At 40.0% G+C, this 25,251-nt stretch carries 17 protein-coding genes and 1 tRNA gene; 15 read left to right on the top strand and 3 right to left on the bottom strand.

Annotated features, from left to right (window positions below):
* Nucleotides 1-47: 47 nt before the first annotated feature.
* The 4 genes from CRO21_RS16545 (at nucleotide 48) to rpmE (ending at nucleotide 2,799) form a co-directional block, all read left to right on the top strand.
* Nucleotides 48-656 (top strand): TetR/AcrR family transcriptional regulator, encoded by a 609-nt coding sequence (locus CRO21_RS16545; RefSeq protein WP_087618719.1) that lies wholly within the window; start codon nucleotides 48-50, stop codon nucleotides 654-656.
* Nucleotides 657-823: 167 nt separating this feature from the next.
* Entirely contained in the window at nucleotides 824-1,225 is a 402-nt protein-coding gene (gene gloA / locus CRO21_RS16540; protein ID WP_087618718.1) for a lactoylglutathione lyase, read from the top strand.
* 150 nt (nucleotides 1,226-1,375) lie between these two features.
* Nucleotides 1,376-2,353 (top strand): bile acid:sodium symporter family protein, encoded by a 978-nt coding sequence (locus tag CRO21_RS16535; protein WP_097080413.1) that lies wholly within the window; start codon nucleotides 1,376-1,378, stop codon nucleotides 2,351-2,353.
* 221 nt (nucleotides 2,354-2,574) lie between these two features.
* The gene (rpmE, locus tag CRO21_RS16530; RefSeq protein WP_087618716.1) at nucleotides 2,575-2,799 is read left to right on the top strand and encodes a 50S ribosomal protein L31; all 225 of its coding nucleotides are present in this window, start codon (nucleotides 2,575-2,577) and stop codon (nucleotides 2,797-2,799) included.
* A 76-nt stretch (nucleotides 2,800-2,875) separates the two neighbouring features.
* Here the strand turns inward: rpmE and CRO21_RS16525 are convergent, their stop codons facing one another.
* Genes CRO21_RS16525 through epmB form a run of 3 tightly spaced genes read right to left on the bottom strand, consistent with a single transcriptional unit; the run spans nucleotide 2,876 to nucleotide 7,781 of the window.
* Entirely contained in the window at nucleotides 2,876-4,996 is a 2,121-nt protein-coding gene (locus tag CRO21_RS16525; protein ID WP_097080412.1) for an EAL domain-containing protein, read from the bottom strand.
* Nucleotides 4,993-6,741 carry a hypothetical protein gene (locus CRO21_RS16520; RefSeq protein ID WP_097080411.1) on the bottom strand — a complete coding sequence of 583 codons (1,749 nt, stop codon included), beginning with the start codon at nucleotides 6,739-6,741 and terminating at the stop codon, nucleotides 4,993-4,995. The genes CRO21_RS16525 and CRO21_RS16520 overlap by 4 nt, the downstream gene beginning before the upstream one ends.
* A 32-nt stretch (nucleotides 6,742-6,773) precedes the next feature.
* On the bottom strand, nucleotides 6,774-7,781 hold the full coding sequence (gene epmB, locus CRO21_RS16515) for an EF-P beta-lysylation protein EpmB (protein ID WP_097080410.1): 1,008 nt from the start codon (nucleotides 7,779-7,781) through the stop codon (nucleotides 6,774-6,776).
* A gap of 176 nt (nucleotides 7,782-7,957) precedes the next feature.
* On the opposite strand from epmB, the gene efp reads away from it, so the two are divergent.
* The 11 genes from efp to CRO21_RS17855 all read left to right on the top strand — a co-directional run.
* Complete coding sequence (gene efp, locus CRO21_RS16510; protein ID WP_097080409.1) at nucleotides 7,958-8,527, top strand: elongation factor P; 570 nt, start codon at nucleotides 7,958-7,960, stop codon at nucleotides 8,525-8,527.
* A 438-nt stretch (nucleotides 8,528-8,965) separates the two neighbouring features.
* Nucleotides 8,966-11,068: a carbon starvation CstA family protein gene (locus CRO21_RS16505; protein WP_097080408.1), complete on the top strand. Its 2,103-nt coding sequence runs from the start codon at nucleotides 8,966-8,968 to the stop codon at nucleotides 11,066-11,068.
* A gap of 2 nt (nucleotides 11,069-11,070) precedes the next feature.
* Nucleotides 11,071-11,373, top strand: coding sequence for a YbdD/YjiX family protein (locus CRO21_RS16500; RefSeq protein ID WP_097080407.1), 303 nt, complete (start codon nucleotides 11,071-11,073; stop codon nucleotides 11,371-11,373).
* Nucleotides 11,374-11,450: 77 nt separating this feature from the next.
* Nucleotides 11,451-12,431 carry an AAA family ATPase gene (locus CRO21_RS16495; protein WP_097080406.1) on the top strand — a complete coding sequence of 327 codons (981 nt, stop codon included), beginning with the start codon at nucleotides 11,451-11,453 and terminating at the stop codon, nucleotides 12,429-12,431.
* 15 nt (nucleotides 12,432-12,446) lie between these two features.
* Nucleotides 12,447-13,373: a DUF58 domain-containing protein gene (locus tag CRO21_RS16490; RefSeq protein ID WP_097080405.1), complete on the top strand. Its 927-nt coding sequence runs from the start codon at nucleotides 12,447-12,449 to the stop codon at nucleotides 13,371-13,373.
* A complete protein-coding gene (locus CRO21_RS16485; RefSeq protein WP_171294079.1) occupies nucleotides 13,373-15,463 on the top strand; it encodes a transglutaminase family protein in 2,091 nt (696 codons plus the stop codon). Before CRO21_RS16490 ends, CRO21_RS16485 begins: the two co-directional genes overlap by 1 nt.
* Nucleotides 15,464-15,519: 56 nt before the next feature.
* A tRNA-Val gene (locus CRO21_RS16480) sits at nucleotides 15,520-15,596 on the top strand.
* A 577-nt stretch (nucleotides 15,597-16,173) separates the two neighbouring features.
* Nucleotides 16,174-17,622 carry a TolC family protein gene (locus CRO21_RS16475; RefSeq protein ID WP_228150483.1) on the top strand — a complete coding sequence of 483 codons (1,449 nt, stop codon included), beginning with the start codon at nucleotides 16,174-16,176 and terminating at the stop codon, nucleotides 17,620-17,622.
* Nucleotides 17,619-19,733, top strand: a complete 2,115-nt coding sequence (locus tag CRO21_RS16470; protein ID WP_097080402.1) for a type I secretion system permease/ATPase — start codon at nucleotides 17,619-17,621, stop codon at nucleotides 19,731-19,733. The genes CRO21_RS16475 and CRO21_RS16470 overlap by 4 nt, the downstream gene beginning before the upstream one ends.
* 15 nt (nucleotides 19,734-19,748) lie before the next feature.
* On the top strand, nucleotides 19,749-20,939 hold the full coding sequence (locus CRO21_RS16465; protein WP_097080401.1) for an HlyD family type I secretion periplasmic adaptor subunit: 1,191 nt from the start codon (nucleotides 19,749-19,751) through the stop codon (nucleotides 20,937-20,939).
* Between the two features lie 383 nt (nucleotides 20,940-21,322).
* The coding region (locus tag CRO21_RS17855) for an Ig-like domain-containing protein (RefSeq protein WP_141398142.1) at nucleotides 21,323-25,251 on the top strand (3,929 nt) is incomplete at its 3' end.

Below are 25,251 nucleotides of genomic sequence, written 5' to 3'. Positions count from 1 at the left end.
ATTCGGGATATGAAATTATCCCCTGATGTTATTTTTAGGTATTGGCAATGAATATGCAAGCTAAAGATCATTTTCTTTCCCGTAAAGAAAAAATCTTATTTATGGCAGAAAAATTATTGTTGGAAAATAATCAGGAAATTACACTGGAGGAACTGGCATTTGAGTTAGATATTGCCAAGGGCACGATCTATCGTTATTTTAAAAGTAAAAATCAGTTATTTTTAGAACTGATTATTTTAAATGAAAAGCGTTTACTGGAAATATCAAAAAAATATAATAGCAGTATTGGCTTATATATCTCGAAATATATGTTATTTAATATGTTGAATTCCAATAGAACTATCATGTTACATATTATTGAGGAAGATTTAACCAATAAGGAGAAAAAACTCAATCAATTGTTTAATGAACTGTATCAAATTCGGGACGAAAGAATTTTATTGATTAAGGATATCACGCAGGACTATCTGAATACGCAAAATAGTTCAATTTCAATACGTGATTATTTGTCTTATGTATGGTCATTAACTTATGGTGCTTCATTATTGTTAAATTCTACACATTATCAGAAATCAATTGGCTCCCGCGAACGATTGATTAAGCTATACATTAATCAGGCCTTTATGATTACCAGTCAAAATAATATCCCCAAATAAAATTAACTTGATTATATTTTTGGAGGTGTTGATTGAAAATCACGCGCCACTTTAATTCTGTTGATATTGGCAAAATTTAACAAAATAATCCTGCAATTTGATGTTTATACAAGAAAACTTTATATTAGCAATGATGTTGTTCAATGTGAAATTTTAGGAAAAGTACAATGCGAATGCTACATACCATGCTACGAGTAGGCAATCTGGAACAGTCTCTGAAGTTCTATACCGAAGTGCTCGGTATGCAATTATTGCGTAAACGTGATTATGAAGAAGGCCGTTTCACCCTTGCTTTTGTTGGTTATGGTGATGAAGAACATCATACTGTACTTGAGCTGACCCACAATTGGGATACCGATCATTATGATTTGGGCAATGCGTATGGGCATATTGCCATAGGTGTGGATGATGCTTATCAAGCCTGTGCCGAGATCAAGGCACGTGGGGGGAAAGTCGTACGTGAGGCAGGGCCGATGAAAGGTGGTGTGACGGTAATCGCTTTTGTTGAAGACCCAGATGGCTATAAAATTGAATTGATTCAACAGGATCAGAATGCACGAAATAATTAATACCGCTATCTTGAATCTATCGTATATGGATTTAAAAAAAATAGGCTAAAAGGAAATAAATAAATCTCTTTCGTAGATTTGCTTTATAGATAAAGCTCAGTATGATAGCCAAGATTTGTGATTCGACTGGGCTTTTGCCAAAGGGACCTTATGTTTAAATTATTAGCCATAGACCGCTTTACAATATTATTGGTATTGATGGTCATTCTGGCAACCATTTTGCCGATCGGTGGTCAGCCTGCACAGTTTTTTAATACACTGACCACCATTGCGATTGCCATTTTATTTTTTTTACATGGGGCGAAACTTTCCCGTGAAGCGGTGGTGCAGGGGATTATGCACTGGAAACTGCATGCGCTAGTGTTTGCGTTTACTTTTGCGATTTTCCCCATCATCGGTTTAATGGCCAAACCTGTTTTGCTGCCTTTACTGGGACAACAGCTGTATTGGGGCTTTTTGTTCATGTGCTTTTTGCCTTCAACGGTGCAGTCTTCGATTGCTTTTACCTCGGTGGCAAAGGGCAATGTGGCTGGTGCAGTATGTAGTGCTTCTTTTTCCAATATCGTCGGCATGTTTATTACCCCGATTCTGGTGAGCTTTTTTATTTTGGGTAAAACCCAGCATGATTTTGATCCAACCGCTTCCATTATCAAAATTTTATTACTGTTGTTGGTGCCTTTTATTTTGGGGCAAATCCTCAGACCTTATGTATTTCCATTGATGAGTAAGGCCCCAAGTGTCGTCAAGGTATTTGATCAGGGCAGTATTTTGATGGTGGTTTATGGTGCTTTTAGTAGTGCTGTGGTTGCCGGATTGTGGCATCAGGTCAATGGCTGGACCTTATTTTATCTCACCTTGGCTTGTTCGGTTTTATTAACCATTATTATGCTATTGGCCTATTATTTACCGAAATGGTTAGGCTTTAATCGTGAGGATCAGGTCACCATCTTTTTCTGTAGTTCGAAAAAAACACTGGCCAGTGGTGTTCCTATGGCTCAGATTTTATTTATCGGACAACCGCTTGGCATGATTGTGTTGCCGATTATGATTTTCCATCAGATCCAGTTGATGGTCTGTGGTGTGATTGCTGCAAAATGGTCAAAACAGGCTGAACAGCGGGAAGAATAAAACACGAGAAGGGTTAGCTATTCTGATAAAGTTTCGCTATAATATGCGCACTTGTTGTGCCTTGCTCTGACACTTGCAGTCTCGGTGGGCCAAAAGAAATGGTCTGTTGTCGTGTTCGTCTGCTGAGTTGAGCTTTTGCAAAATTTAGCCTTTTCCTCAATTTTTGAGAGTGATGAATTGCGATAACAGCTTAAGCCTTTCTTCATTAGGAGTCATCGACCATGCGTGCCGATATTCACCCAAAATACCAAACATTAGTTGCAACTTGCTCATGCGGTAACGTGATTGAAACACAATCTGCATTAGGTAAAGATACAATTTATCTGGACGTTTGTTCAGCGTGTCACCCGTTCTATACAGGTAAACAAAAATCTGTAGATACCGGTGGTCGTATTGATAAATTTAAACAACGTTTTGCGGGTATGTCTCGTAGTATTAAACGCTAAGACATATAGTCAAAATGACAAAAACGGGCAATTTGCCCGTTTTTTTGTGTCGCATAAAAAGTTGGAACAGCGCAGTTTAACCTGCACTATCAAGGAAATGATTTTGTTTGGCCTGAAAATAATCGCCTTGTAAATAACGTACATCAATATTCCAAGCATTGGCAAATAGGGTCATATCATTGAGTTCACTGATCAGGAATTTAATGTCCTGATCATATTGTTTAAAGACATCCAGTTTTTCCTGAAGTTCGATCAGACCGTCGTCATTATGTAATTGTGCCGTAAACTCAGGGGCCAGTTTTGCAAATGAAATCTTGAGTTGCTGCAAGATATTAACGCAATAGATGGATTGACCAAAATTGGCAACGGCTATACCAATATTATAATCCTGAATAGCCTGGATAAATTTTGCAGCGCCATTAATATTGGCTAAAATATCTCGTTCTTCAAATTGGAGGATCAATGGACGAGTATATTTGGAATTAATCAGGTTAACCAGTTTGGCCAGCAAAGGAATAAGATTTGGATCACTCAGGCTAATTGCATGGAGATTGACCACGATTCGGCTTTTAGGGCAGGTCGTCAAGAATTGATGTAAGCGTTTTGACGCTTCTACCAGAACCCAACGATCGGTTTTGATGGCTAGCTCCGGATTGGCAAATAAACCTGCAAAAGACTCTAGTGCAATCGCTTTATTTTCATACTGAAAGCTGGATGTCACTTCATAAATATCGGTATCGATATCTTCTTTATCATACAATTGTTGAAAATATAGCTGAATCGTATTGTTATCAATATGTTTTGCCAAGGCTTTTTGTGTCGCATCACTCGGAATATGAGAAGATAAAGTGGCTGCATGTATTGAAGGCTCAGTAATAGGTGCGCCAAAGCTAATTTTTGTTTGTTCCTGTTGGGCTTCGATAGGACTTGCCAGTTGATCTTTAAAAGTGGCAAGTTTTGCATCAAAGCCATGTTTAAATGTTTGTTCAAGTAAAGCTGTAATATCGCCTTCTTGTGGTAAATGTTCTAATAGTTGTGCAGATAGATGGATATTGACCGGATAAGTCTGCTGTAAAATATCAAGTTGTGTTGGGAGCTGCAAAGAAAATTGTTTTAAGTTCTGTACTAATGTGGCTTGATCATTAATTGCCAGAGTGGTCAGAAAAACAGTCTCAGATAGTCTTAATAGCTCATTTTCTGTGAGTAATATTAATTCTTTTTCTATCTCGGCAAAATAAACACGGCTACTATTCCAATTCTGAGTAATAACATGTTCAGGAAGTTGATCCACTCGATAAATAATCACTGCTAATTTTGAATTTTGGATAAACGCAAAGTTTAGTAGATCGTAGATGTCCTGTACTGAAGCAAAACCAGGTCCTTGTTGTCCAGTTCTAGTTATAGACAGCTCATTTTCAGTTGCAATAATGAGTTGTAAGGCGGGTTCATTGTCAAATTCGGCATTGGAAAATTGTAAACGCAAGGTATGATCTTTCAAGTGTGGATTGCGAGTAATGATCTTTAAAACAGGCTGACTTAAATCACCTTTTGAGAGTTTTTTAAAGAATTGCTTAAATTCATTGATGTCTTGCGGTTGCAGAATATCCAGAATCGGTAAACCTGAAAACTCTTCCGGGTCATTGGCACCAAATAATTTTGCATATTGTAGGTTCATCGATAAATGTATGCCTTCTTGAAAAATAGCTACGGCATGTTCAGTGGTTTCAACCAGACTCTGGGTTTGCTGTTGTAATTTATCGATTTCCAGATTTAATTGTAGCTCACGTCGTACCAGACGGCTATAGATTGAGGCACGATAGAGACTTAAGGTTAGATGATCTAAATTATTATGATCAATGATGTCATAAATACCCAGTTTTAAGATATTGAATGCTTCGGCACTTTTGGCATTGATATCACTGAGTAGAATGACCGCAAGTTTTTTATTTTTTTCATGGATAATTGTTAGTGCTTGTTCAAAATTAAAATCATAAGCCACATGGAAAATAATGACATCCCATTGTAGGTTAAGCATCTTTTCAAACGATTTTTGATCATCGAGTAATTTACTTTGTACCCCATTTAAACGTTGTTCTAAAGTCTCATTAATTTTGTTAAAGGTGATTTGCTGATTATCGACCATTAAAAAACGAATAACGTGGCTTTTCAGCTTTTTATCAGTGGTTGCTAATTTCATTTAAGAGATTCCCACAAATCTTGTGTTTGTAACGTAGAAATTTGATGCTCGAAATATCGATCCATCATCGGTTGTTTTGATCTTTCGAGTAAATCAAAACTAAAGATGGCGCAGCTCTGTGTCAAAATGCTGCTATGCTTTAAAAAGATTTTAAACTCATTTTGGCCCAAGCGAAGTAACAAGTTTTGATTTTCATAAAATACTTGTGCACTGGGTAAGATGATGGCGTAATCCAGATCATCATTTTTATATAAAATTGCAGGATGATAAATGGGGAGTGCCGTATTTTGCTTTGGAATAGAAACGGCCAGTGAACACATGGATTTGGTAATTATCTCGATACCAAATTCTAGCGATTGCTGCTGGCTGTGTTTCATCCAGCGAATCAGTGCGCCTGTCCAGACTTTATCTTGATGTTCTTTGATTAAAATAAATTCGCCGTTTCTTAAATTCTTAATCACCTGACTATGCCATTGTAAACCATAACCATTTTCACTACGGTTGATAATATCTGCGTGATAGATTCTGGTGATTTCCGCATTGAATCGTTGTTCATGCGTGCGTGAAGAGAGTTGAATTTCTTTATCACTAGAGATTTGAGATAAAACCTGATTGTTACTTTGTAGTGATAAATCTATATCTAAATCCAGCGTTTCCTTAAAATGTTTTGCATGGGATAAAAAGAAATGTGCCGAGGTAATGCCGAGCGTGACTTCGAGTGTGCCTTGTTCTTCATATCGAGGCCGAATTCGACTGGGATTTAGGTTAAGCGTGGTAACAATATGACGCTTTAATACCTGAGTTAAAGATTTTTCTTCCACCTTGGAGTAATAATGGGCATTCGGATGTAAAGTAGATTCAATATAGGAAGCCAATTCCATTGTATTAATATAATAGAAATTTTGATGTTGAATATCGTTTTGTAAATTTAATTTTGGACCGATGTCAGATTGAATATCAAGATAATAGTGGCTTTGATGACCTTGATTTTCAGAAAAATGGATGAGTGACGTCCAATAGGCAATACATTGCATCAATTCCTTGATTTCGGATTGACGCAGTTTATGACTATTTAATAATGACAACAGAATTAATTGTGCAAAAGCTTTTTCAGTGGAATCTATGTCTATGGATTGCTCAGCTATTTTTTCTACTTTATCCAGATTAAACTGATAAAAACAGGCAATTTGATAAATATAATAGGCCGATGTCCAGAAATTTTTCGGTACATCAAGATAGAGCAATTGTAAGGAATAGAGTAGATTAGTCAGATGGTTGATGGCTAAAATTGCCGTTTGCTTGCGAAATACATTTAATTTCTTTTTTAAATTAAAATCGAAAAAAGAAAATTTATAGGTTTCTAATGTAGCCTGCGTGCGCTTAAATAGTTCGATATATAACAACGCATGGTTACTTTTAATTTCCAGTACCAGTTCAGAAATTTGCTGATCACGCTTGGTGTCCAGTAAAGAATTACTTAAATAATGTTGTTCCAATGACAATAACAGATGAGATAAATTGGGTTCTATTTGCTGTATGATCTGAAAACGGACAAAATCATGACAATCAAGTCGACGCAATTCCAGTAAAGTGATAAAAATTTGTTTTGCGGCTTCGCCAAGCTCAAGTTCTGCCAAAGATGCAGTCCAAATATCAAGATCTTTTTTAATATTCGGAATATAGGTCAAAATTTTAAGATCTAATACAATATTCTCATCAAATAATTTGTCGAGTTTTACGACCATTCTTTGCACCCCTAGCAAATCCTATCTTCACCTTAATAAATATTTAATGGGGTTTTATGTTGCTCCCCATGAATCTCTCTCACCAACTTTGGCATCAAATAACCTGGTAATTCTTTTAATAGGTCTTGGTAGATATTTTGTGCCCTTTGATCTGAAATCAGAAAGTGTGAAGCACCACTTACTTTATCCAAAACATGCAGATAATAAGGTAACACACGTGCCTGAAACAGTCGATAGCTGAGTTCAGTCAAAGTGATACAATTATCATTTACGCCTTTTAACAGTACAGATTGATTAAAAATAGTCACACCATGTTGGACAAGTTTTTGCATTGCAATGTCAAAATCTGAGTCGAGTTCATTGGCATGATTACTGTGGACGACCATGATCTTGTTTAAACGACTCGATGACAGAATATGCAATAAAGCATCATCAATACGTTGTGGAATCACCACAGGCAGCCGTGTGTGGATTCTTAATGTTTTGATCTGTGGGAGCTGTTCAAAATAACCTACCCATTTTGCCAGCTTTTCATTGGATATCGATAAGGGGTCTCCACCACTCAAAATAATTTCATTAATGTCGGGATGGGCAACAATGTATTGTTTAATGGCCAACCAGTCTTTGTCTTTGGGTAAATTTTCCTGATAGGGAAAATGCCGGCGAAAACAATAGCGACAATGAATGGCACAGGCACCGGTCAGTGTCATTAAAATTCGGGACTTATACTTATGTAGCATGCCGGGGAGGGCATTGGCATCACGTTCGCCCAGAGGATCCAGACTAAATTCACTGTTTTCTTGCATTTCCAGATGATGCGGGAAAACTTGTAAAAACAAAGGATCGTAAGCATTACCGATTTGCATTTTGTCTACGAATTGTCTCGGAACGCGTAGTTTGAATTGCTGATGGGCAAGTAACGCCTGAGAATTTAGATCATCTGGTGAGAGATTTAGGCAGGAAATTAGCTGCAAAGGATCGGTAATTAGATCACTCAGTTGCGATTGCCAGTTTTTCTCTTGGAATAAATAGTTTATCATTCGACACGATTTAGATAATGCGATAGGGCATTATATAGGGTCTGTTGACATTTGATAAATAGGTAGCGTTGTTGCTTAAAAGTCTTGCGCCTTACACGGCGCATATCGCAACCATCGATGAAATATCAACAGGTTCTAACATAGTGATAGTTTATTAAGTTTGGAGTGTGCCAGTTATGGCCTATTATTCTACAAATGAATTCAAGCAAGGCTTAAAATTGATGCTTGATGGTAACCCATGTTCAATCATGGAAAATGAATACGTAAAACCTGGTAAGGGACAAGCCTTTAACCGTGTGAAATTGCGTAATCTTAGAACCGGTAAGGTATTGGAAAAAACTTTTAAATCCGGTGAGTCTTTAGAAGCTGCTGATATTGTTGAAGTTGAGATGGATTATCTCTATAACGATGGCGAAATGTGGCATTTCATGAATCCGGAAAATTTTGAGCAACTCGCAGCCGAAAAAACGGCAATGGGCGATGCTGTGAAATGGTTGAAAGACGATTCCAACGAAAAATGCAGCATTATGCTATTCAATGGCGTGCCTTTAAATGTGAGTGCACCAAATTTCGTGGTATTAAAAATTGTTGAAACCGATCCAGGTGTTAAAGGCGATACCGCAGGTACTGGTGGCAAACCGGCAAAATTAGAAACAGGTGCCGTGGTGCGTGTACCGTTATTTGTACAACAAGACGAAAGCATTCGTGTGGATACACGGACAGGTGAATATCTGGAACGTGCTTAATTGCCATTTTTTGTGCAATTTGTCAAAAGGACGATGGAAATCGTCCTTTTTTAATGCCAAAGTCGTAGAAAAGAATAGGTAAACCGGGATAAAGTCACAAGAATACAAATACTAAATACAGTAAACTAAGTGCATTGATATTTCATGATTGAGTCGTGTTGTAATTTGGCTGACATAAAAGCGTTATAAAACTTGATAATGAAAGATCAATACATCTATCCTTATCAACTTTTACCACGTTCAGTATGGGAAATGGGTAACCGTAAGGCCAAGTGAGCACAATAGTGACAAGATCTAAATTTTGCCTAGACATTGCGAATCTGAGGTTTGATCAGATGTAAAAACAACACGCTTAGGTTTAGTTTAGCTGATTTGTCAAGATCAAGGATGAGGTATCAACAAGTCTAAAGCTTGTAGAATCAATTGATGAGGTTAAACATGGATGCGATTCAGACAAAATCTACGCTACAGTCTAAAATTATCTGGAGCTTGGTGGCCATTGTAGGCGCAGTATCTTTTGGGGTGCTGGCAGTCAGTCGAGGTGAGCATGTCAATGCAGTATGGCTGGTACTTGCTGCCATCTGTATTTATAGCATAGCGTATCGTTTTTACAGTTTATTTATTGCACAGAAAGTATTTGAGTTAAATCCTAAACGTCTGACCCCAGCGCATCGCTTAGCCGATGGTCTGGATTATGTGCCGACCAATAAATATGTCTTGTTCGGGCATCATTTTGCTGCGATTGCCGGTGCAGGCCCATTGGTTGGGCCGATTCTTGCTGCACAAATGGGTTATCTGCCCGGTACCATCTGGCTATTGGTTGGTGTGGTATTGGCTGGTGCGGTTCAGGATTTTCTGGTGTTGTTTATTTCGACCCGGCGTGATGGAAAATCATTGGGTGAAATGGCAAAACAGGAACTGGGTTCCTTTGCCGGTATTATCGTTATGCTCGGTGCGCTGGGCGTAATGATCATTATCCTTGCTGTATTGGCATTGGTGGTGGTTAAGGCACTGGCCCATAGCCCGTGGGGTGTGTTTAGTATTGCAGCAACCATTCCAATTGCCTTGTTCATGGGCATTTATATGCGTTATATCCGCCCGGGTAAAATCGCAGAAGTTTCTATTATTGGTTTTGTCCTGATGATGCTTGGCATTGTGTATGGTGGACATATCGCTGCTGATCCTTATTGGGGACCATTTTTCACGCTTTCGGGTACACAGTTAACCTGGGCACTGATCATCTATGGATTTGTTGCTTCAGCCTTGCCTGTCTGGTTGTTACTGGCACCTCGTGATTATCTTTCGACCTTTCTGAAAATTGGTGTAATCGCTGGTTTGGCTATTGGTATTGTGGTGGCATTACCGCAAATGAAAATGCCCGCGGTGACGCATTTTATCGATGGTACAGGTCCGGTATTTTCGGGTTCAATGTTCCCATTCTTATTTATTACCATTGCCTGTGGTGCGATTTCCGGATTCCATGCGCTGGTTTCAAGTGGCACCACACCCAAACTGGTCGATAACGAATCAAATATTCGTATGATTGGTTATGGTGGTATGTTAATGGAATCGTTTGTGGCAGTGATGGCGATGATCTGTGCCACAGTGCTTGATCCGGGTATTTATTTTGCCATTAATGCGCCCGCAGCTGTTTTGGGAACAACTGTAGAAAGTGCTGCCGAAGCGGTGCGTAATCTGGGTTTTGTGGTGACACCGGAAATGTTGACGGTACTGGCAAAAGAAGTGGGTGAAGAAACCATTTTGTCACGTACGGGCGGTGCACCGACTTTTGCGATTGGTATGGCACATATTATTTCCGAGATTTTTAATAGTCGTGCCATGATGTCATTTTGGTATCATTTTGCCATTTTGTTTGAAGCATTATTCATTTTAACCGCGGTGGATGCTGGTACGCGTGCCTGTCGTTTTATGGTGCAAGATACGGTGGGTATTGTGATTCCCGCAGTAAAAAATTCTCATAATTTCTTTGGTAATTTACTGGGTACAGCCGTTGCCGTTGCAGGTTGGGGCTTCTTTGTCTATCAAGGTGTGGTTGATCCATTGGGTGGGATCAATTCATTGTGGCCGTTATTTGGTATTGGTAACCAAATGCTTGCAGCCATGGCATTGCTTTTAGGTACAGTTATTTTATTTAAAATGAAGAAACAAAAATATGTATGGGTCACCATTGTCCCAACAGTTTTTTTGTTTATTACCTGTATGACTGCCGGCTGGCAAAAGATTTTCCATGAAAATCCAAAAATTGGTTTTCTGGCACAGGCCAATCGTTTCTCTGATGCATTAAGCCGTGGTGAACTACTCGCACCGGCAAAAACTGTTGCGGAAATGCAAACTGTGATTTTATCTAATCAGATTAATGCGGTGTTATGTGCATTCTTTATGATTGTTGCGGTGGTGATGTTGATTGCGTCAATAGGTGCAATCCGTCGCGCATTAAAAAGTCCTGTCCCAACTGTTAATGAGTCGGAAGCGATTTATACCGATGTTCCTGTGACTGCAAATCGTATTCAGGGAGAGTAAGTATGAATTTTAAAATGGCGCTACAAGGTAAGACAATTATTGTGAAAATTATTAAATTCACGATTATGTCGCAAAAGAATTTATTGCTGTCGCCAAAGAACTGGTCACGTGTTGCCGTATTATGGCAACGCTTACAACAAAGTTTTCGTTTGATGGTTGGCGTACCCGATTATCAAACTTATCTGACTCATATGCAGAACCATCATCCGGATTTAACCCCTATGGATGAAAAGACTTTCCATCGTTACTGTGTGGATGCGCGTTATCCGAGTAAAGGCGGAAATATGAAGAAGTGTCCGTGTTAAATAAGTGCTAATTTTCAATTAGTCATCGATAAAAAATAGTGTACTCTACCTGAGTGCACTATTTTTTTGGAAGAACGATGCTTTTGTCCAGAGCAGAAAACAAAACAGCTAAACCAGATCATCAGTTAAACGACCAGCATATTGCAAATCATGAACTTGCAGAACAAATTGCTGCAATTTATCCGAATCTTTTGCAATATTTGGATAGTTTAAATCAAATCGTTCTAGACAAATCCCAGCAAATTAAACTTTCTGTCTGTGCGCTGATTGCTGGTGGACATGTCTTATTCGAGGATTTACCCGGATTGGGTAAAACCACGCTGGCACAGGCTTTGGCAACACTTTCAGGTTTACATTATCAGCGTATTCAATTTACAAATGACTTATTACCCAGTGATATTTTGGGGAGTAATATTTTTCATCCTGAAAAAGCCCAGTTTGAGTTTAATCAAGGTGCAATTTTTAGTCAGATTCTATTGGCCGATGAAATTAACCGCAGTAGTCCAAAAACCCAAAGTGCCTTGCTTGAAGCAATGGAAGAGGGCGCAGTATCGATTGAAGGGGTACGTCATGTATTGCCGAAACCATTTTGGGTGCTGGCTACACAAAACCCCCTGCAACAATCAGGTACCTATCCTTTACCAGAATCCCAACTGGACCGGTTTTTGATGCGTTTATCGATGGGCTATCCTTCAGCTGAAGCGGAAAGAATTTTATTAAAAGGTGAAGATCGCCGAAAATTACTGGCGCATATTGAGCCAATTTTGACAGTACACACTGTTCTGCAATTACAGCATCTGAGAGCACAAGTGCTGATTTCCGATCAAATGATTGATTATTTACAAGCCTTGGCGGCTTGGAGCAGAAGCAAGGTGGTGGGGTTGTCTACTCGAGGATTGCTGGCTTTAAAACGTGCTGCACAGGCATATGCGATCGTTGAGGGACGCTATTATGTCATTCATGAAGATGTACAGGCTGTCTTTGCTGCTGTGGTTGCCCATCGTATTCATTTATCAGAAGCCGAAGTGCAACAAGCACTTAAACACGTTCCCTTATAGAATCTGGCGCGATCTATGTCTTTGTTAAAAAAGTATTGGCAAAATTGGCTGAGCAGACGCTTTCAGTTAAAAGGTTCTAAAACGCTGGCACAGCGGGATGTGTTGGTATTTTTTAATCGTGAAGGCTATCTTTATCTGGTATTACTGTTAATTACTTTTATTGCAGGCATTAACTACGGCAATAATCTGGTTTTAGCCCTATGCTTTTTGCTATCAAGTATTTTACTGTTGAGCTTTTATCTGGCATTTCGGCAGTTATATGGGTTAAACATTACTTATGAAGTCGCAGAGCTGGGACAAGCTGGACAGCCTTTTACGATTAAATTCAAATTTGTGCCGCAGAAAAATCAAATTCATTTACATTTGCGCTGTGAATATCTACAACAGGCAAAAAAAATCACCATTTTAAAATCTCCGCTTGTCGTGCAGTTTGATCACATCGTCTCCAAGCGGGGATTGTACCAACTGACACCTTTATACTTTTATAGTGTCTATCCTTTTGGCATTATACGTGCGTGGAGTTTTGTCTATCCTCAAAAACAGGTCTGGATTGCACCTCGACCAATAGAAGTGGACTTGACCCAGTTTGGCTTTAAATCATTTTTGCAGCAACAGCAGCAGGGGACAGAAGATTTTAGTCACTTGCGAGAGTTCCAATCTGGTGATGCTTTAAACCGGATTGCATGGCAACAATATGCCAAAGGACGAGGATTGCTGGTTAAACAATTTGAAGAAGTCCCCCATCATGCCTTAAATTTTTATTATGATCAGATGCCTTCAAGTTTACATGAAGAAAAATTGGGGCAGCTCATGTATCTGGTGGAACAGGCTTATTTACAGCAGACAGGTTTTAATCTGACTTTACCGAGTCAAAGTTTGCCTTTTGGCATGGGTGAGCAGCATTATGATCAGGCCAGATTAATGTTGGCACAGGAGCCATGATGCTATTCAAAAAAAATAAAGCAAAAACACTGGCCCAAACTAGCCTTCATCAGAAAAACTATCAATCCATATTATTGGCATTGTTTGCTGTATTGATTTCACATTTTTTTTATATGCCTGTCGCCTTAAGTTTGTTAATGGCTGCGGTATTGGTCATATGGCAAGTTTTATTATATCGCAAAGGTAATTTTCGGCAGGCACAATCCAGATGGCTGCAATATACCGTTGTAGTTGTGGGACTTGGTATTATTTTTTTGCAGTACAAAACTTTTTTTGGTGTCGAAGCTGGTTGTGCAGCATTAGCCTTGATTCTATTAGGCAAAGCATTTGAAGTTAAAAATTATCGTGATGCCATTATCCAGTTGAATTTTGCTTTATTTGTTGTGGCCAGCTTATTTTTGTATGGACAAGGTTTAATGCTGGCAGTTGCTGCATTAATCGGGGTGTTTGCATGTTTTTATGGCATGTATCAATTGCAAAGCTATCATGCAGCTTATGAAGAAGTGCTTATTCAGGACGTTTCTTCCAAACAGTTACGTCAACAGGCATTTAAAACAGTAGGCAAGCTGCTGTTAATTGCAATGCCAATCATGGTGGTATTATTTTTATTTTTCCCGCGCTTACCACCATTATGGAGTATGCCAACCTCAAATCAGCAAGCCAAAACCGGCGTCACTGATGAAATGTCTCCGGGGGATATTGCCAGGTTAAGCCAATCCAGTGAACTGGCATTTCGTGTCATTTTTGCTATACCACAATCTATGCCACCAAAATCACAACTCTATTGGCGTGCCATGGTTCTGGAAGACTTTAATGGGCTGAAATGGGCGCAGAATGATCGTAACAGATATGCAGCATTTGTACAGCAAAAAGACCTGAGCAATCCACCATCAACGCTACCAGCTTGGTATCAATTGCCAGACCGTACACAGCGTTTTCAAGCAATAGATTATCAAATGATCATTGAGCCAACCTTTCAAAACTGGACCTATGCTTTGGACTATAGTATTGCTGCACAGCCCTTACAGCTAAAGCCGGATTTAAGCATACAGTTGCCTTTTCCATTAACTCGCCGCCGCCAGTTTGAGTTTAAATTATTACAACCCAATCCGGTTGCAAATCTTGAGATTTCAGAAGAACTCCGAAAACGTAATTTAGCTTTACCCGCACAAGCCAATCCGCAAACCAAAGCATTCTCCGAGCAGTTATGGCACCAGTCGGGAGAAAATCCGCAGCGATATGCACAACGCATTTTAAATTGGATTAGTCAGGAGAATTTTTCTTATACCCTGTCTCCACCTTTATTAAATGGCAACCGAATTGATGATTTTCTGTTTCACACCCGTGCGGGATTCTGTGAGCATTATGCTTCTGCTTTTGTAAATTTAATGCGGATGGCCGGGATTCCTGCCCGTGTGGTTGTTGGCTATCAAGGCGGGCAGACTGCACTGGATGGACAAACATGGGAAGTACGTCAACTTGATGCCCATGCATGGACTGAAATCTGGTTTAAAGATCGGGGGTGGGTACGTATTGATCCTACAGCTGCGATTGCGGCAGAACGTATTGAGCAGGGCATGCAAAACTATGCCCAAAATAGCAGCTTGTTTGGCGATGCTCATTTTAACCGATTACAAAGTCAGTGGCTGACACAGGCCAGAATCTGGGTGGATTATGTCAATTATCAATGGCAAAGCAAGGTAGTCGGATTTGATCAAAATAAGCAGCGCAATTGGTTACAACGATTCTCTGTAGAGCATTTATCTCAACAACTTATGCTTTTATTCTTGGCGATCATCAGCATCATTGGCACTGTGATTTGGTATTTATCACGAAGCCAGCGTGTGCCTCAATCTAGACTGGATCGTGCATTGCAGCAACTGTCTAAACGGCTCAATCAGGTCAAGTTACAACGACTGGAAAATGAACCTGTTTTAAGCTGGTTGAAACGCATTCAACAGCATAATGGTGTGGATGAACGACTGACCAAGATTATGCAACTTTATACACAGCATACTTATATCAACAATTTATCCAAGGCAGAATTAAAGCAGTTGATTGATTTGATTGGAAAATATACATTTGCATAGAAATTAAAATAAAATCACTTGTCTGTTTTCCAAAAAATGCTATGATGCACGCAATTAGGCGTATAGCTCAGTTGGTTAGAGCGCTACGTTGACATCGTAGAGGTCTCCAGTTCGAGTCTGGATATGCCTACCAAATATCGCTGTTAAATCAGCAACATAAAGCCCACTGTAAAAGTGGGCTTTTTTGTTTTAGACAAACTAATTTTTGTTGAAATGTGCAGTTCACTAGAATCATATCAAAACAATTTGTATTACTTATAATTCATATGTTCATAGCCTTGCTTCAAGGCTTTAGGTTGATTTGATAGTTTGTATTATGTTGAGCTTAATTTTGAAGAGATTAAAAAATTATATTTATTGCTAAAAATATTCTCTTGTAATCGTTTTTGGTATAGAAATTATGTATTAAATGGTCTTTGAGAATAAAACATAATTTTGTGTATTTTTATAAAATATTTTTTAAATTCAATATCTTAGTTTTTATGTAAATAAATAATTTAAGGAAGAAAGTTGTTATAAGTCTATCATTGCTAGAATATTTTGTGCCTGACTATACATTTTTAAAAATCAATAATATTTATGGGCAAAAATATATTTCTTATAACATTTGATATGGGTTAAGTGACTGAATGAAATTATATTCTTTTAAAGGGTCTAAAGATAAAAATCAGAAGCGGTTTTTCCGTCTTTCAGTTTCGGTTTGTATATCTATGTTGTGGATGCCAACCCTATATGCAGAGGAATCGACTTTAACTTATAAAGAAAGGGTATCACGCTTATTGGCCCCCACATCGGATGAACGGTATAAGACGGTTCAACTCCAGCAATTGAGTGATTTTCAATTTGATCAAAATCAGGTTCAGGAATTGCCGGTTGTCGGGACCGTTCCGATACTATCTAAACAGTCAGGTGCCAGTATTGCCAGACAGGGAAAAATTAATTTAACGGACGCAGTTAAACATGCCGTGCAGCGTAGTCCGGAAATTGGACAAAGCATTGCATCTTTGGCATCACAAAATGCCAATATTGATGTCGCCAAAGCGAGTTATTATCCACAGCTTTCAGGTGGAATTACGACGGGTGATTTAACCAGTGGTGAGCGAGGGCGGCAATTATTTAATTTAAGTGCAACCCAGATGCTATATGACTTTGGAAAGATTAAGTCAAATGTATCTATTCAGGAAGCACAGTTACAGGTTGAACAAGCCAATGTTTTGGTGGCAATTGATGATATTGCATATGATGTGGCAGCTTCCATTATTAATATTGAGCGTTATAAACGCAATATTCAAATTGCCGAACAGCAAATTGAGGGGATTGAATATATTTTATCGATTGCCAATTTGCGTGCCAGGGCAGGTATTAGTAGCCAGTCCGATCCAATTCAGGCGCAATCTTATCTTGAATCGGCACAATCGAGTCTGATTGCTCAACAATCATCACTTAGCCAGTATCAGCAACATTTACGTACTTTACTGGGATTTGATGTTATCAATAAAGAATGGGATATTCCTCAGGATTTAGCGATCCTCTCAGATCTTTATGAAGAACCAAAATTCAATATCATTCCAAAAATGCTGGTGGCGCAGGCTTCCGTTGAGGTTGCCAAAGCACAAAAAAAGCAAACAAATTTAAGCCGTTATCCTACGGTATCGGTAAAAGGTTCTTTAAATCAGGCAGTGAATGGCGTCAATCCGAATAACAATAAAGATAATGGTTTATATAGCTCCATTATGCTTGAAGCGACCAGTAACTTTTATCAAGGTGGTTCTGTTGCAGCACAGTCCCGTTCTGCCAGTTATGCAGAAGAAGCAGCAAAAGCAAAAGTAAATGCTGTTTATCTTGATGTTTTGGGTAGCGTACGGACAACACGGGAAGTGATTGATAATAAACAACGGCAAATGCGGGTTTTGGGTGCAAGACAAATGACTACGGTCAAAACACGGGAACTTTATCAGGAACAATATAAATTAGGTACGCGTTCTATTCTGGATTTATTAACCGCAGAAATGGCAATTCATTCTGCCAATAGTGAGTTTGAGAATGCCAGATACGATATTTATAGCAGTTTAATTGAGTACATCAGCATAACAGGACGTTCACGTCAGGTATATCACCTTAATAATATGTCAATTCAGGGATTCGAGGTGCAACCATGAGCATTTCTGTAGATTATCAACCACTAATTCAAGCAGTGATTACCATTGCCAAACATTATCGTATTGATCCTTCACAGGAGCGTATTCGCTTACACTTGGAATGGGCACAAGAAAAAAGAACAGAAGATATTTTGACAGTTATTGCTCGGCAAGTCGGATTAACAATTAAAAAAACCAACTTTAATCAAGAGATTTTTGATCCGTGGCGACTTCCTGTTTTGGCAATTTTCGATAATGGACAGGTAGGCGTTATTGAAAAAATTGATAATGAAGGGCAAGTTGCGGTCCAGTTTAGTGGTGATGAGGGTTTATCTAAATCTTTTCCTCTGACTGCACTAAAAAATATTATTCAGGAAATTTATATCATTCGTCCGGAAAGTTCCATACCTGATGCGAGGGTGGACGAATATATTAAGCCTTATCAAAAAAATTGGTTTTGGTCAATTGTACTTAAAGACTGGAAACGTTATGTCGATATTATGCTGGCCTCATTACTGGCCAATATTCTAGCACTTGCTACGATAGTGTTCTCTATGCAAGTGTATGATCGCGTCATTCCTTCACAATCAATTCCGACGCTTTGGGTACTGGCAAGTGGTGTTTTAATTGCTGCAATTTTTGAATTTGTATTGCGGGTTGCACGTATTTATTTATCCGACATCATTGGTAAACGTGCCGATTTAAATATTTCTGATCGTGTATTCGGTCATGCTTTACGTATTAAAAACAGTGAGCGCCCTCGATCAACAGGAACTTTTATTTCACAAATTCGTGAGTTGGATGGTATTCGCGAATTGGTCACATCAACCACAATCACTGCCATGGCTGATTTACCTTTCTTTTTTCTGTTTTTGGCAATCTTCTGGTTAATTGGCGGTAATTTATTCTGGGTTATTGTTTTGGTGGTGCCATTAATGCTGCTGCCAGCAATTTTTGTGCAAAAGAAATTAGCAGCCCTAGCACAAGAGGGTATGCGTGAGTCATCTATTCGTAATGCGATATTGGTGGAATCTGTTCAGGGGATTGATGATATTAAATTGCTTCGCGCAGAATCCCGATTCCAAAATCAATGGAATCATATGAACGAGACTTCAGCTGATGTCAGTATGCAACAGCGCAAAATTGTGGGCGTGATTACTGCATGGACGCAAAAAATTCAAGGATTAACTTTCGCTATTGTCGTTTTGGTTGGTTGTTTTGCAGTCATGAAAGGAGATATGACAACCGGTGCATTGGTTGCTTGCTCGATTCTATCATCACGTATGCTGGCACCGATTTCACAATTAACAGGTGTATTGGGACGCTGGCAACAGGCAAAAGTGGCCAAGCAAAGTCTGGATACTTTAATGCAAAAACCCGTTGACCAAGAAGATCATGCGCATCTCATACATCGCCCTGCAATATCGGGGGAATATCAGTTAAAGAATGTGATTTTTCAATATGATCCGGAACAGCCCAGTGCCGATTTAATGATTGGAAATTTGCTCATTAAGCCAGGTGAAAAGATTGCTGTGCTGGGAAGAAATGGTGCAGGTAAATCTACATTGTTACAACTCCTGTCCGGTATGCAAGTTGCAAATTCAGGCAAAGTGTATCTTGATGAAATTGATTTAACTTTGATTGATCCGGCAGATGTGCGTCGTGATATGGGATTGTTGAATCAGAATGCACATTTATTTTATGGGACAGTTCGTGAAAATCTAAGCTTGGGTGCGCCGCTTGCATCAGATGAGGATTTAAAGCAGGCATTAATCATCACAGGTGCATATGATTTTATTCAGGCCAAGAAAGAAGGGTTGGATTATGTCATCAAAGAAGGCGGTATAGGGCTATCTGGTGGCCAAAGACAGGCATTACTTCTTACACGTTTATTGGTAAGACAACCTAATATTTTATTGTTGGATGAACCGACAACAGCATTAGATGATGTAGCCGAGAAAAAATTAATTCAATATCTAAAAAATTGGTTGGCACATAGAACATTAGTTGTCTCAACCCATCGTTTGGCTGTGCTTGAGCTGGTTGATCGCATCATTATTCTCGATAACGGTAAAATTGTAAAAGATGGTCCCCGTGATCAAATTTTGAAACAAACAGCGAAACAAAGCTAAGATTAGGGGATTGTCATGAGTGATCAACAAGAAAAAACACGTCATCAATTGCAAGGTGGTTTTAACGAACCTGAATTACCAAAAACATCATTAACCATTTGGATTATTTGTATTGGGTTATTAATACTTTTATTGTGGGCCTCTTTGTTTAAGCTTGAAGAAGTTTCTACAGGTACTGGAAAAGTTATTTCTTCCTCTAAGGAGCAGGTTATCCAATCTTTGGAAGGTGGTATTTTAACCAAGCTTGATGTTCAAGAAGGTGATATTGTGCAAAAAGGAGAAATTCTGGCACAGCTCGACCCAACACGCTTTGCATCTAATGTTGGTGAGTCGGAATCGCTTTTACTCTCGGCTCAAGCCACTGCGGCCAGATTAACCGCAGAGGTAAATGGAACAGCACTGGTTTTTCCTGATGCTGTCAAAAAATACCCAAATTTAGTTGAAGAAGAAACAAGACTTTATAATTCTCGTCGTTTCAACTTAACAGAAACCATATCGGGCTTACAGCAGGCATTACGTTTGGTTGAGCAAGAATTGGCGATGACAGAACCATTGGTGGCAAAAGGTGCAGCAAGTGAAGTTGAGGTTTTAAGATTAAAGCGTTCGGCAAATGATTTAAAAAATCAAATGAATGATATACGTAATAAATATTATGTGGATGCAAGAGAACAACTATCCAAGGCAAATACTGATATTGGTCAACAACAACAAATTGTAAAAGGACGTTCTGATACTTTAAGCCGTGCGGTCTTTAGAGCACCAGTTCGAGGTATAGTAAAAGAAATTGATGTGATGACACTTGGAGGAGTAGTACCACAAAATGGTAAATTAATGACCATCGTCCCTCTTGATGAGCAATTACTCATAGAAGCTCGTATTTCTCCAAGAGATATTGCTTTTATTCATCCAGGGCAGGAAGCTTTGGTGAAAATTACAGCTTATGATTATGCAATCTATGGTGGTTTAAAAGGCAAGGTCACTGTGATTTCACCCGATACCATTCGAGATGAAGTAAAACAGGATCAGTTTTATTATCGTGTATATATTCGTACTGATACAGATAAATTATATAATAAACAGGGAGCAGCATTTAACATTACCCCAGGTATGGTTGCTACGGTAGATATCCGCACCGGGCAGAAAACAATACTTGATTACTTAATTAAACCATTTAATAAGGCCAAAGAAGCTTTACGAGAACGTTAATAAATGATCCCCGTAAGGGGATTTTATATATAGTGTGTATTTATTTAAAATTATGTACTAAATAGACGCATTAATTAAAACATAATTATTAATTTTTTATCATTTTTAAATTACATATTAATTATATCTTGTATTTTTTACTTATATCAATAGATTGTTTTTTAAATTTATATCATGTTAATAAACAATAACTTATTTTTTAAAACTAGATTGTATTTTAATTTACATAGATCTGCTTATGAATATTTGTGACGTAGTTGTTATTTATGTTTATTTTTTGAATTGAATTGGACATTTATTTTATCTATCTTTGTAATGGAGGGAAGTATATTTAAATTAAAAATACTTTTTTTATGGGTAGATAATCTTAAATAGAGGTCTATATGGCAGAAATAAAAGTTGTTTCTAAAGAGAGTCATAACACTTTAGAAGAAATACAGAGTAGCACCGTATCTTTATCAGAAGATGCGGTAGTCATATTAAAACTAAATCCCGACGATGTTCTGGAAATAAAGAGAGAAGGAAATAATGCAGTTGTAGTACTAAAATCTGGCGAAAAGATAACAATAGTTAACTTCTTTAAAGAAGGATCAAATCATAGTCTGGTTTTAGAAGATAGTGATCACAAACTTATTTGGGCTCAATTTACGGATCAGACGGGTGCTTTATTGGATGAAGCAGTCTATGGTTATATCGATGAGATCGAACCTTTGCTTTATCATGATGGCATCAGTCCATTATGGGCACTTGCACCATTAGCAACTGTTGCTGCATTAAAGTTGTTATTAGATGATGATAATGACAATAAAACAAAAGACAGTAAAGATACCACGGCACCATCTGCACCAACAGATGTGGCAGTGAGTGCAGATGGTACAAAGGTTACCGGTAAAGGTGAACCTGGCACGACAGTTACAGTCAAAGATGAAGAAGGCAATACCATTGGTACTGGTACGGTAAATCCAGATGGTACATTTGAAGTCGAACTGGATGAACCATTAACCAATGGCGAAGAAGTTACAGTTGGCCTTGAAGATGATGCTGGTAATAAATCACCGGAAGTTACAGCGACAGCGCCGGATCTGACAGCTCCTGCTGCGCCGACTGCTTCTTTTAATGCAGAAGGTACAGCTATTACCGGTAAAACAGAACCAGGTGCAAAAGTTACAGTTAAGGATGCCAATGGTAATGTTATTGGCACAGCCACTGCTGATAGCGATGGCAACTACACTGTTAACTTATCTGAGCCATTGAAAAATGGTGAAGTAGTTAAAGTAACAGCAACTGACGCAGCAAATAATGAGTCTGTTCCTACTGATGCGACAGCGCCGGATCTGACAGCACCTGCTGCGCCGACTGCTTCTTTTAATGCAGAAGGTACAGCTATTACCGGTAAAACAGAACCGGGTGCAAAAGTTACAGTTAAGGATGCCAATGGTAATGTTATTGGCACAGCCACTGCTGATAGCGATGGCAACTACACTGTTAACTTATCTGAGCCATTGAAAAATGGTGAAGTAGTTAAAGTAACAGCGACTGACACAGCAAATAATGAGTCTGTTCCTACTGATGCGACAGCACCGGACACCACAGCACCAGCTGCACCAACAGATGTTGCAGTCAGTGAAGACGGTACAACAGTGACCGGTAAAGGCGAACCTGGTACCACCGTTACAGTCAAAGATGAAGATGGTAATACCATCGGCACAGGTATAGTAGATGAAGACGGCAACTTTGAAGTTGAACTGGACGAACTATTAACTAATGGTGAAGAAGTCACAGTTGGCCTTGAAGATGACGCAGGTAATACATCACCGGAAGTTACAGTTACTGCACCGGACACCACAGCACCAGCTGCACCAACAGATGTTGCAGTCAGTGAAGACGGTACAACAGTGACCGGTAAAGGCGAACCTGGCACCATCGTTACAGTCAAAGATGAAGATGGTAATACCATCGGCACAGGTATAGTAGATGAAGACGGCAACTTTGAAGTTGAACTGGACGAACCATTAACCAATGGTGAAGAAGTTACAGTTGGGCTTGAAGATGGCGCAGGTAATACATCACCGGAAGTTACAGTTACTGCACCGGATACCACAGCACCAACTGCACCAACAGCTGAATTCAATACGGACGGCTCTGAGATTACTGGTAAAGCTGAACCGGGTGCGACAGTCATTGTTAGAGATGTAGATGGTGAAGTATTAGGTACGGCCATTGCTGATGAAAACGGTGACTACACTGTAGAACTTGAAGAGCCGTTAATTAATACTGAAACAGTCATTGTGACTGCAACAGATGCATCAGGCAATGAATCGGATCCTGTGGAAGCAACAGCACCTGATCTGACAGCGCCAGATGCACCAACAGATGTTGCAGTGAGTGAGGATGGAACTGTAGTTATAGGTAAAGGTGAGCCTGGTACGACTGTTATTGTTAAAGATGAGGGCGGTAACACGATTGGCACAGGTACAGTTGATGCTAATGGCAATTTTGAGGTTCAGCCTGATGAGCCATTAATTAATGGTGAAAAAGTTATAGTTGGCCTTGAAGATGATGCCGGTAATAAATCACCGGAAGTTACAGTAACAGCCCCAATTATTGATGACAGCGATTCAGACTCCGACAGCGATTCAGATAGCGACAGCGATTCAGATTCCGACAGCGATTCAGATTCCGACAGCGACTCCGATTCCGACAGTGACTCAGATAGCGACAGCGACTCAGATAGCGACAGCGACTCAGATAGCGACAGCGATTCAGATTCCGACAGCGATTCCGATAGCGACAGCGACTCCGATTCCGACAGTGATTCAGATTCCGACAGTGACTCCGATAGCGACAGCGACTCAGACTCCGACAGCGACTCAGACTCCGACAGCGATTCCGATAGCGACAGCGACTCAGACTCCGACAGCGACTCAGACTCCGACAGCGATTCCGATAGCGACAGCGACTCCGATTCCGACAGCGACAGTGATTCAGATAGCGACAGTGACTCAGACTCAGACTCAGATAGCGACAGCGATTCAGATTCCGACAGTGACTCAGATTCCGACAGCGACAGTGATTCAGATAGCGACAGCGATTCCGACTCCGACAGCGACTCAGATTCAGATTCCGACAGTGATTCAGATTCCGACAGTGATTCCGATAGCGACAGTGATTCCGATAGCGACAGCGATTCAGATTCCGACAGTGACTCAGATAGCGACAGTGACTCAGATAGCGACAGTGATTCCGATAGCGACAGCGATTCAGATTCCGACAGTGACTCAGATTCCGACAGTGACTCAGATTCCGACAGTGACTCAGATTCCGACAGTGATTCAGATTCCGACAGTGATTCAGATTCCGACAGTGATTCAGATTCCGACAGTGACTCAGATAGCGACAGCGATTCCGACTCCGACAGCGACTCCGATAGCGACTCCGACAGCGACTCAGATTCAGATTCCGACAGCGACTCAGATTCCGACAGTGACTCCGATAGCGACAGTGATTCCGATAGCGACAGCGACTCAGATTCCGATAGCGACTCCGATAGCGACTCAGATAGCGACAGCGACTCAGATAGCGACAGCGATTCCGATAGCGACAGTGACTCCGATAGCGACAGCGACTCAGATTCCGACAGTGACTCCGATAGCGACAGTGATTCCGATAGCGACAGCGATTCAGATTCCGACAGTGACTCCGATAGCGACAGCGATTCCGATAGCGACAGCGACAGCGACTCAGACTCCGACAGCGACTCAGATAGCGACAGCGACTCCGATTCCGACAGCGATTCCGACAGCGACAGCGACTCAGATTCCGACAGTGACTCAGATAGCGACAGCGACTCAGACTCCGACAGTGATTCCGATAGCGACAGCGACTCAGATAGCGATAGCGATTCAGACTCCGACAGCGACTCAGACTCCGACAGTGACTCAGATAGCGACAGCGACTCAGATAGCGACAGCGACAGCGACTCAGACTCCGACAGCGATTCCGATAGCGACAGCGACAGCGATTCCGATAGCGACAGCGACAGCGATTCCGATAGCGACAGCGACTCAGACTCAGATAGCGACAGCGACTCAGACTCCGACAGTGATTCCGATAGCGACAGCGATTCAGATTCCGACAGCGATTCCGATAGCGACAGCGACTCAGATTCCGACAGTGATTCCGATAGCGACAGTGACTCCGATTCCGACAGTGATTCCGATAGCGACAGCGACTCAGATTCCGACAGCGATTCAGATTCTGACAGCGACTCAGATTCCGACAGTGACTCAGATAGCGACAGCGACTCAGACTC

Origin of the sequence: Acinetobacter puyangensis (genome assembly GCF_900096995.1) — a bacterium.
GTDB classification, from domain to species: Bacteria; Pseudomonadota; Gammaproteobacteria; order Pseudomonadales; family Moraxellaceae; genus Acinetobacter; species Acinetobacter puyangensis.
This window is presented reverse-complemented; position numbering and strand designations above follow the sequence as displayed.

Excerpts from the sequence above, each read along its gene's own strand:
- CRO21_RS16545 (WP_087618719.1), top strand. The coding sequence starts at position 48 with ATGAATATGCAAGCTAAAGATCATTTTCTTTCCCGTAAAGAAAAAATC.
- efp (WP_097080409.1), top strand. The coding sequence starts at position 7,958 with ATGGCCTATTATTCTACAAATGAATTCAAGCAAGGCTTAAAATTGATG.
- CRO21_RS16470 (WP_097080402.1), top strand. The coding sequence starts at position 17,619 with ATGAGCATTTCTGTAGATTATCAACCACTAATTCAAGCAGTGATTACC.
- gloA (WP_087618718.1), top strand. The coding sequence starts at position 824 with ATGCGAATGCTACATACCATGCTACGAGTAGGCAATCTGGAACAGTCT.
- CRO21_RS16485 (WP_171294079.1), top strand. The coding sequence starts at position 13,373 with ATGCTATTCAAAAAAAATAAAGCAAAAACACTGGCCCAAACTAGCCTT.
- CRO21_RS16475 (WP_228150483.1), top strand. The coding sequence starts at position 16,174 with ATGTTGTGGATGCCAACCCTATATGCAGAGGAATCGACTTTAACTTAT.
- CRO21_RS16495 (WP_097080406.1), top strand. The coding sequence starts at position 11,451 with ATGCTTTTGTCCAGAGCAGAAAACAAAACAGCTAAACCAGATCATCAG.
- CRO21_RS16535 (WP_097080413.1), top strand. The coding sequence starts at position 1,376 with ATGTTTAAATTATTAGCCATAGACCGCTTTACAATATTATTGGTATTG.
- rpmE (WP_087618716.1), top strand. The coding sequence starts at position 2,575 with ATGCGTGCCGATATTCACCCAAAATACCAAACATTAGTTGCAACTTGC.
- CRO21_RS16520 (WP_097080411.1), bottom strand. The coding sequence starts at position 6,741 with ATGGTCGTAAAACTCGACAAATTATTTGATGAGAATATTGTATTAGAT.
- CRO21_RS16465 (WP_097080401.1), top strand. The coding sequence starts at position 19,749 with ATGAGTGATCAACAAGAAAAAACACGTCATCAATTGCAAGGTGGTTTT.
- CRO21_RS16500 (WP_097080407.1), top strand. The coding sequence starts at position 11,071 with ATGAATTTTAAAATGGCGCTACAAGGTAAGACAATTATTGTGAAAATT.
- CRO21_RS16525 (WP_097080412.1), bottom strand. The coding sequence starts at position 4,996 with ATGAAATTAGCAACCACTGATAAAAAGCTGAAAAGCCACGTTATTCGT.
- epmB (WP_097080410.1), bottom strand. The coding sequence starts at position 7,781 with ATGATAAACTATTTATTCCAAGAGAAAAACTGGCAATCGCAACTGAGT.
- CRO21_RS16505 (WP_097080408.1), top strand. The coding sequence starts at position 8,966 with ATGGATGCGATTCAGACAAAATCTACGCTACAGTCTAAAATTATCTGG.
- CRO21_RS16490 (WP_097080405.1), top strand. The coding sequence starts at position 12,447 with ATGTCTTTGTTAAAAAAGTATTGGCAAAATTGGCTGAGCAGACGCTTT.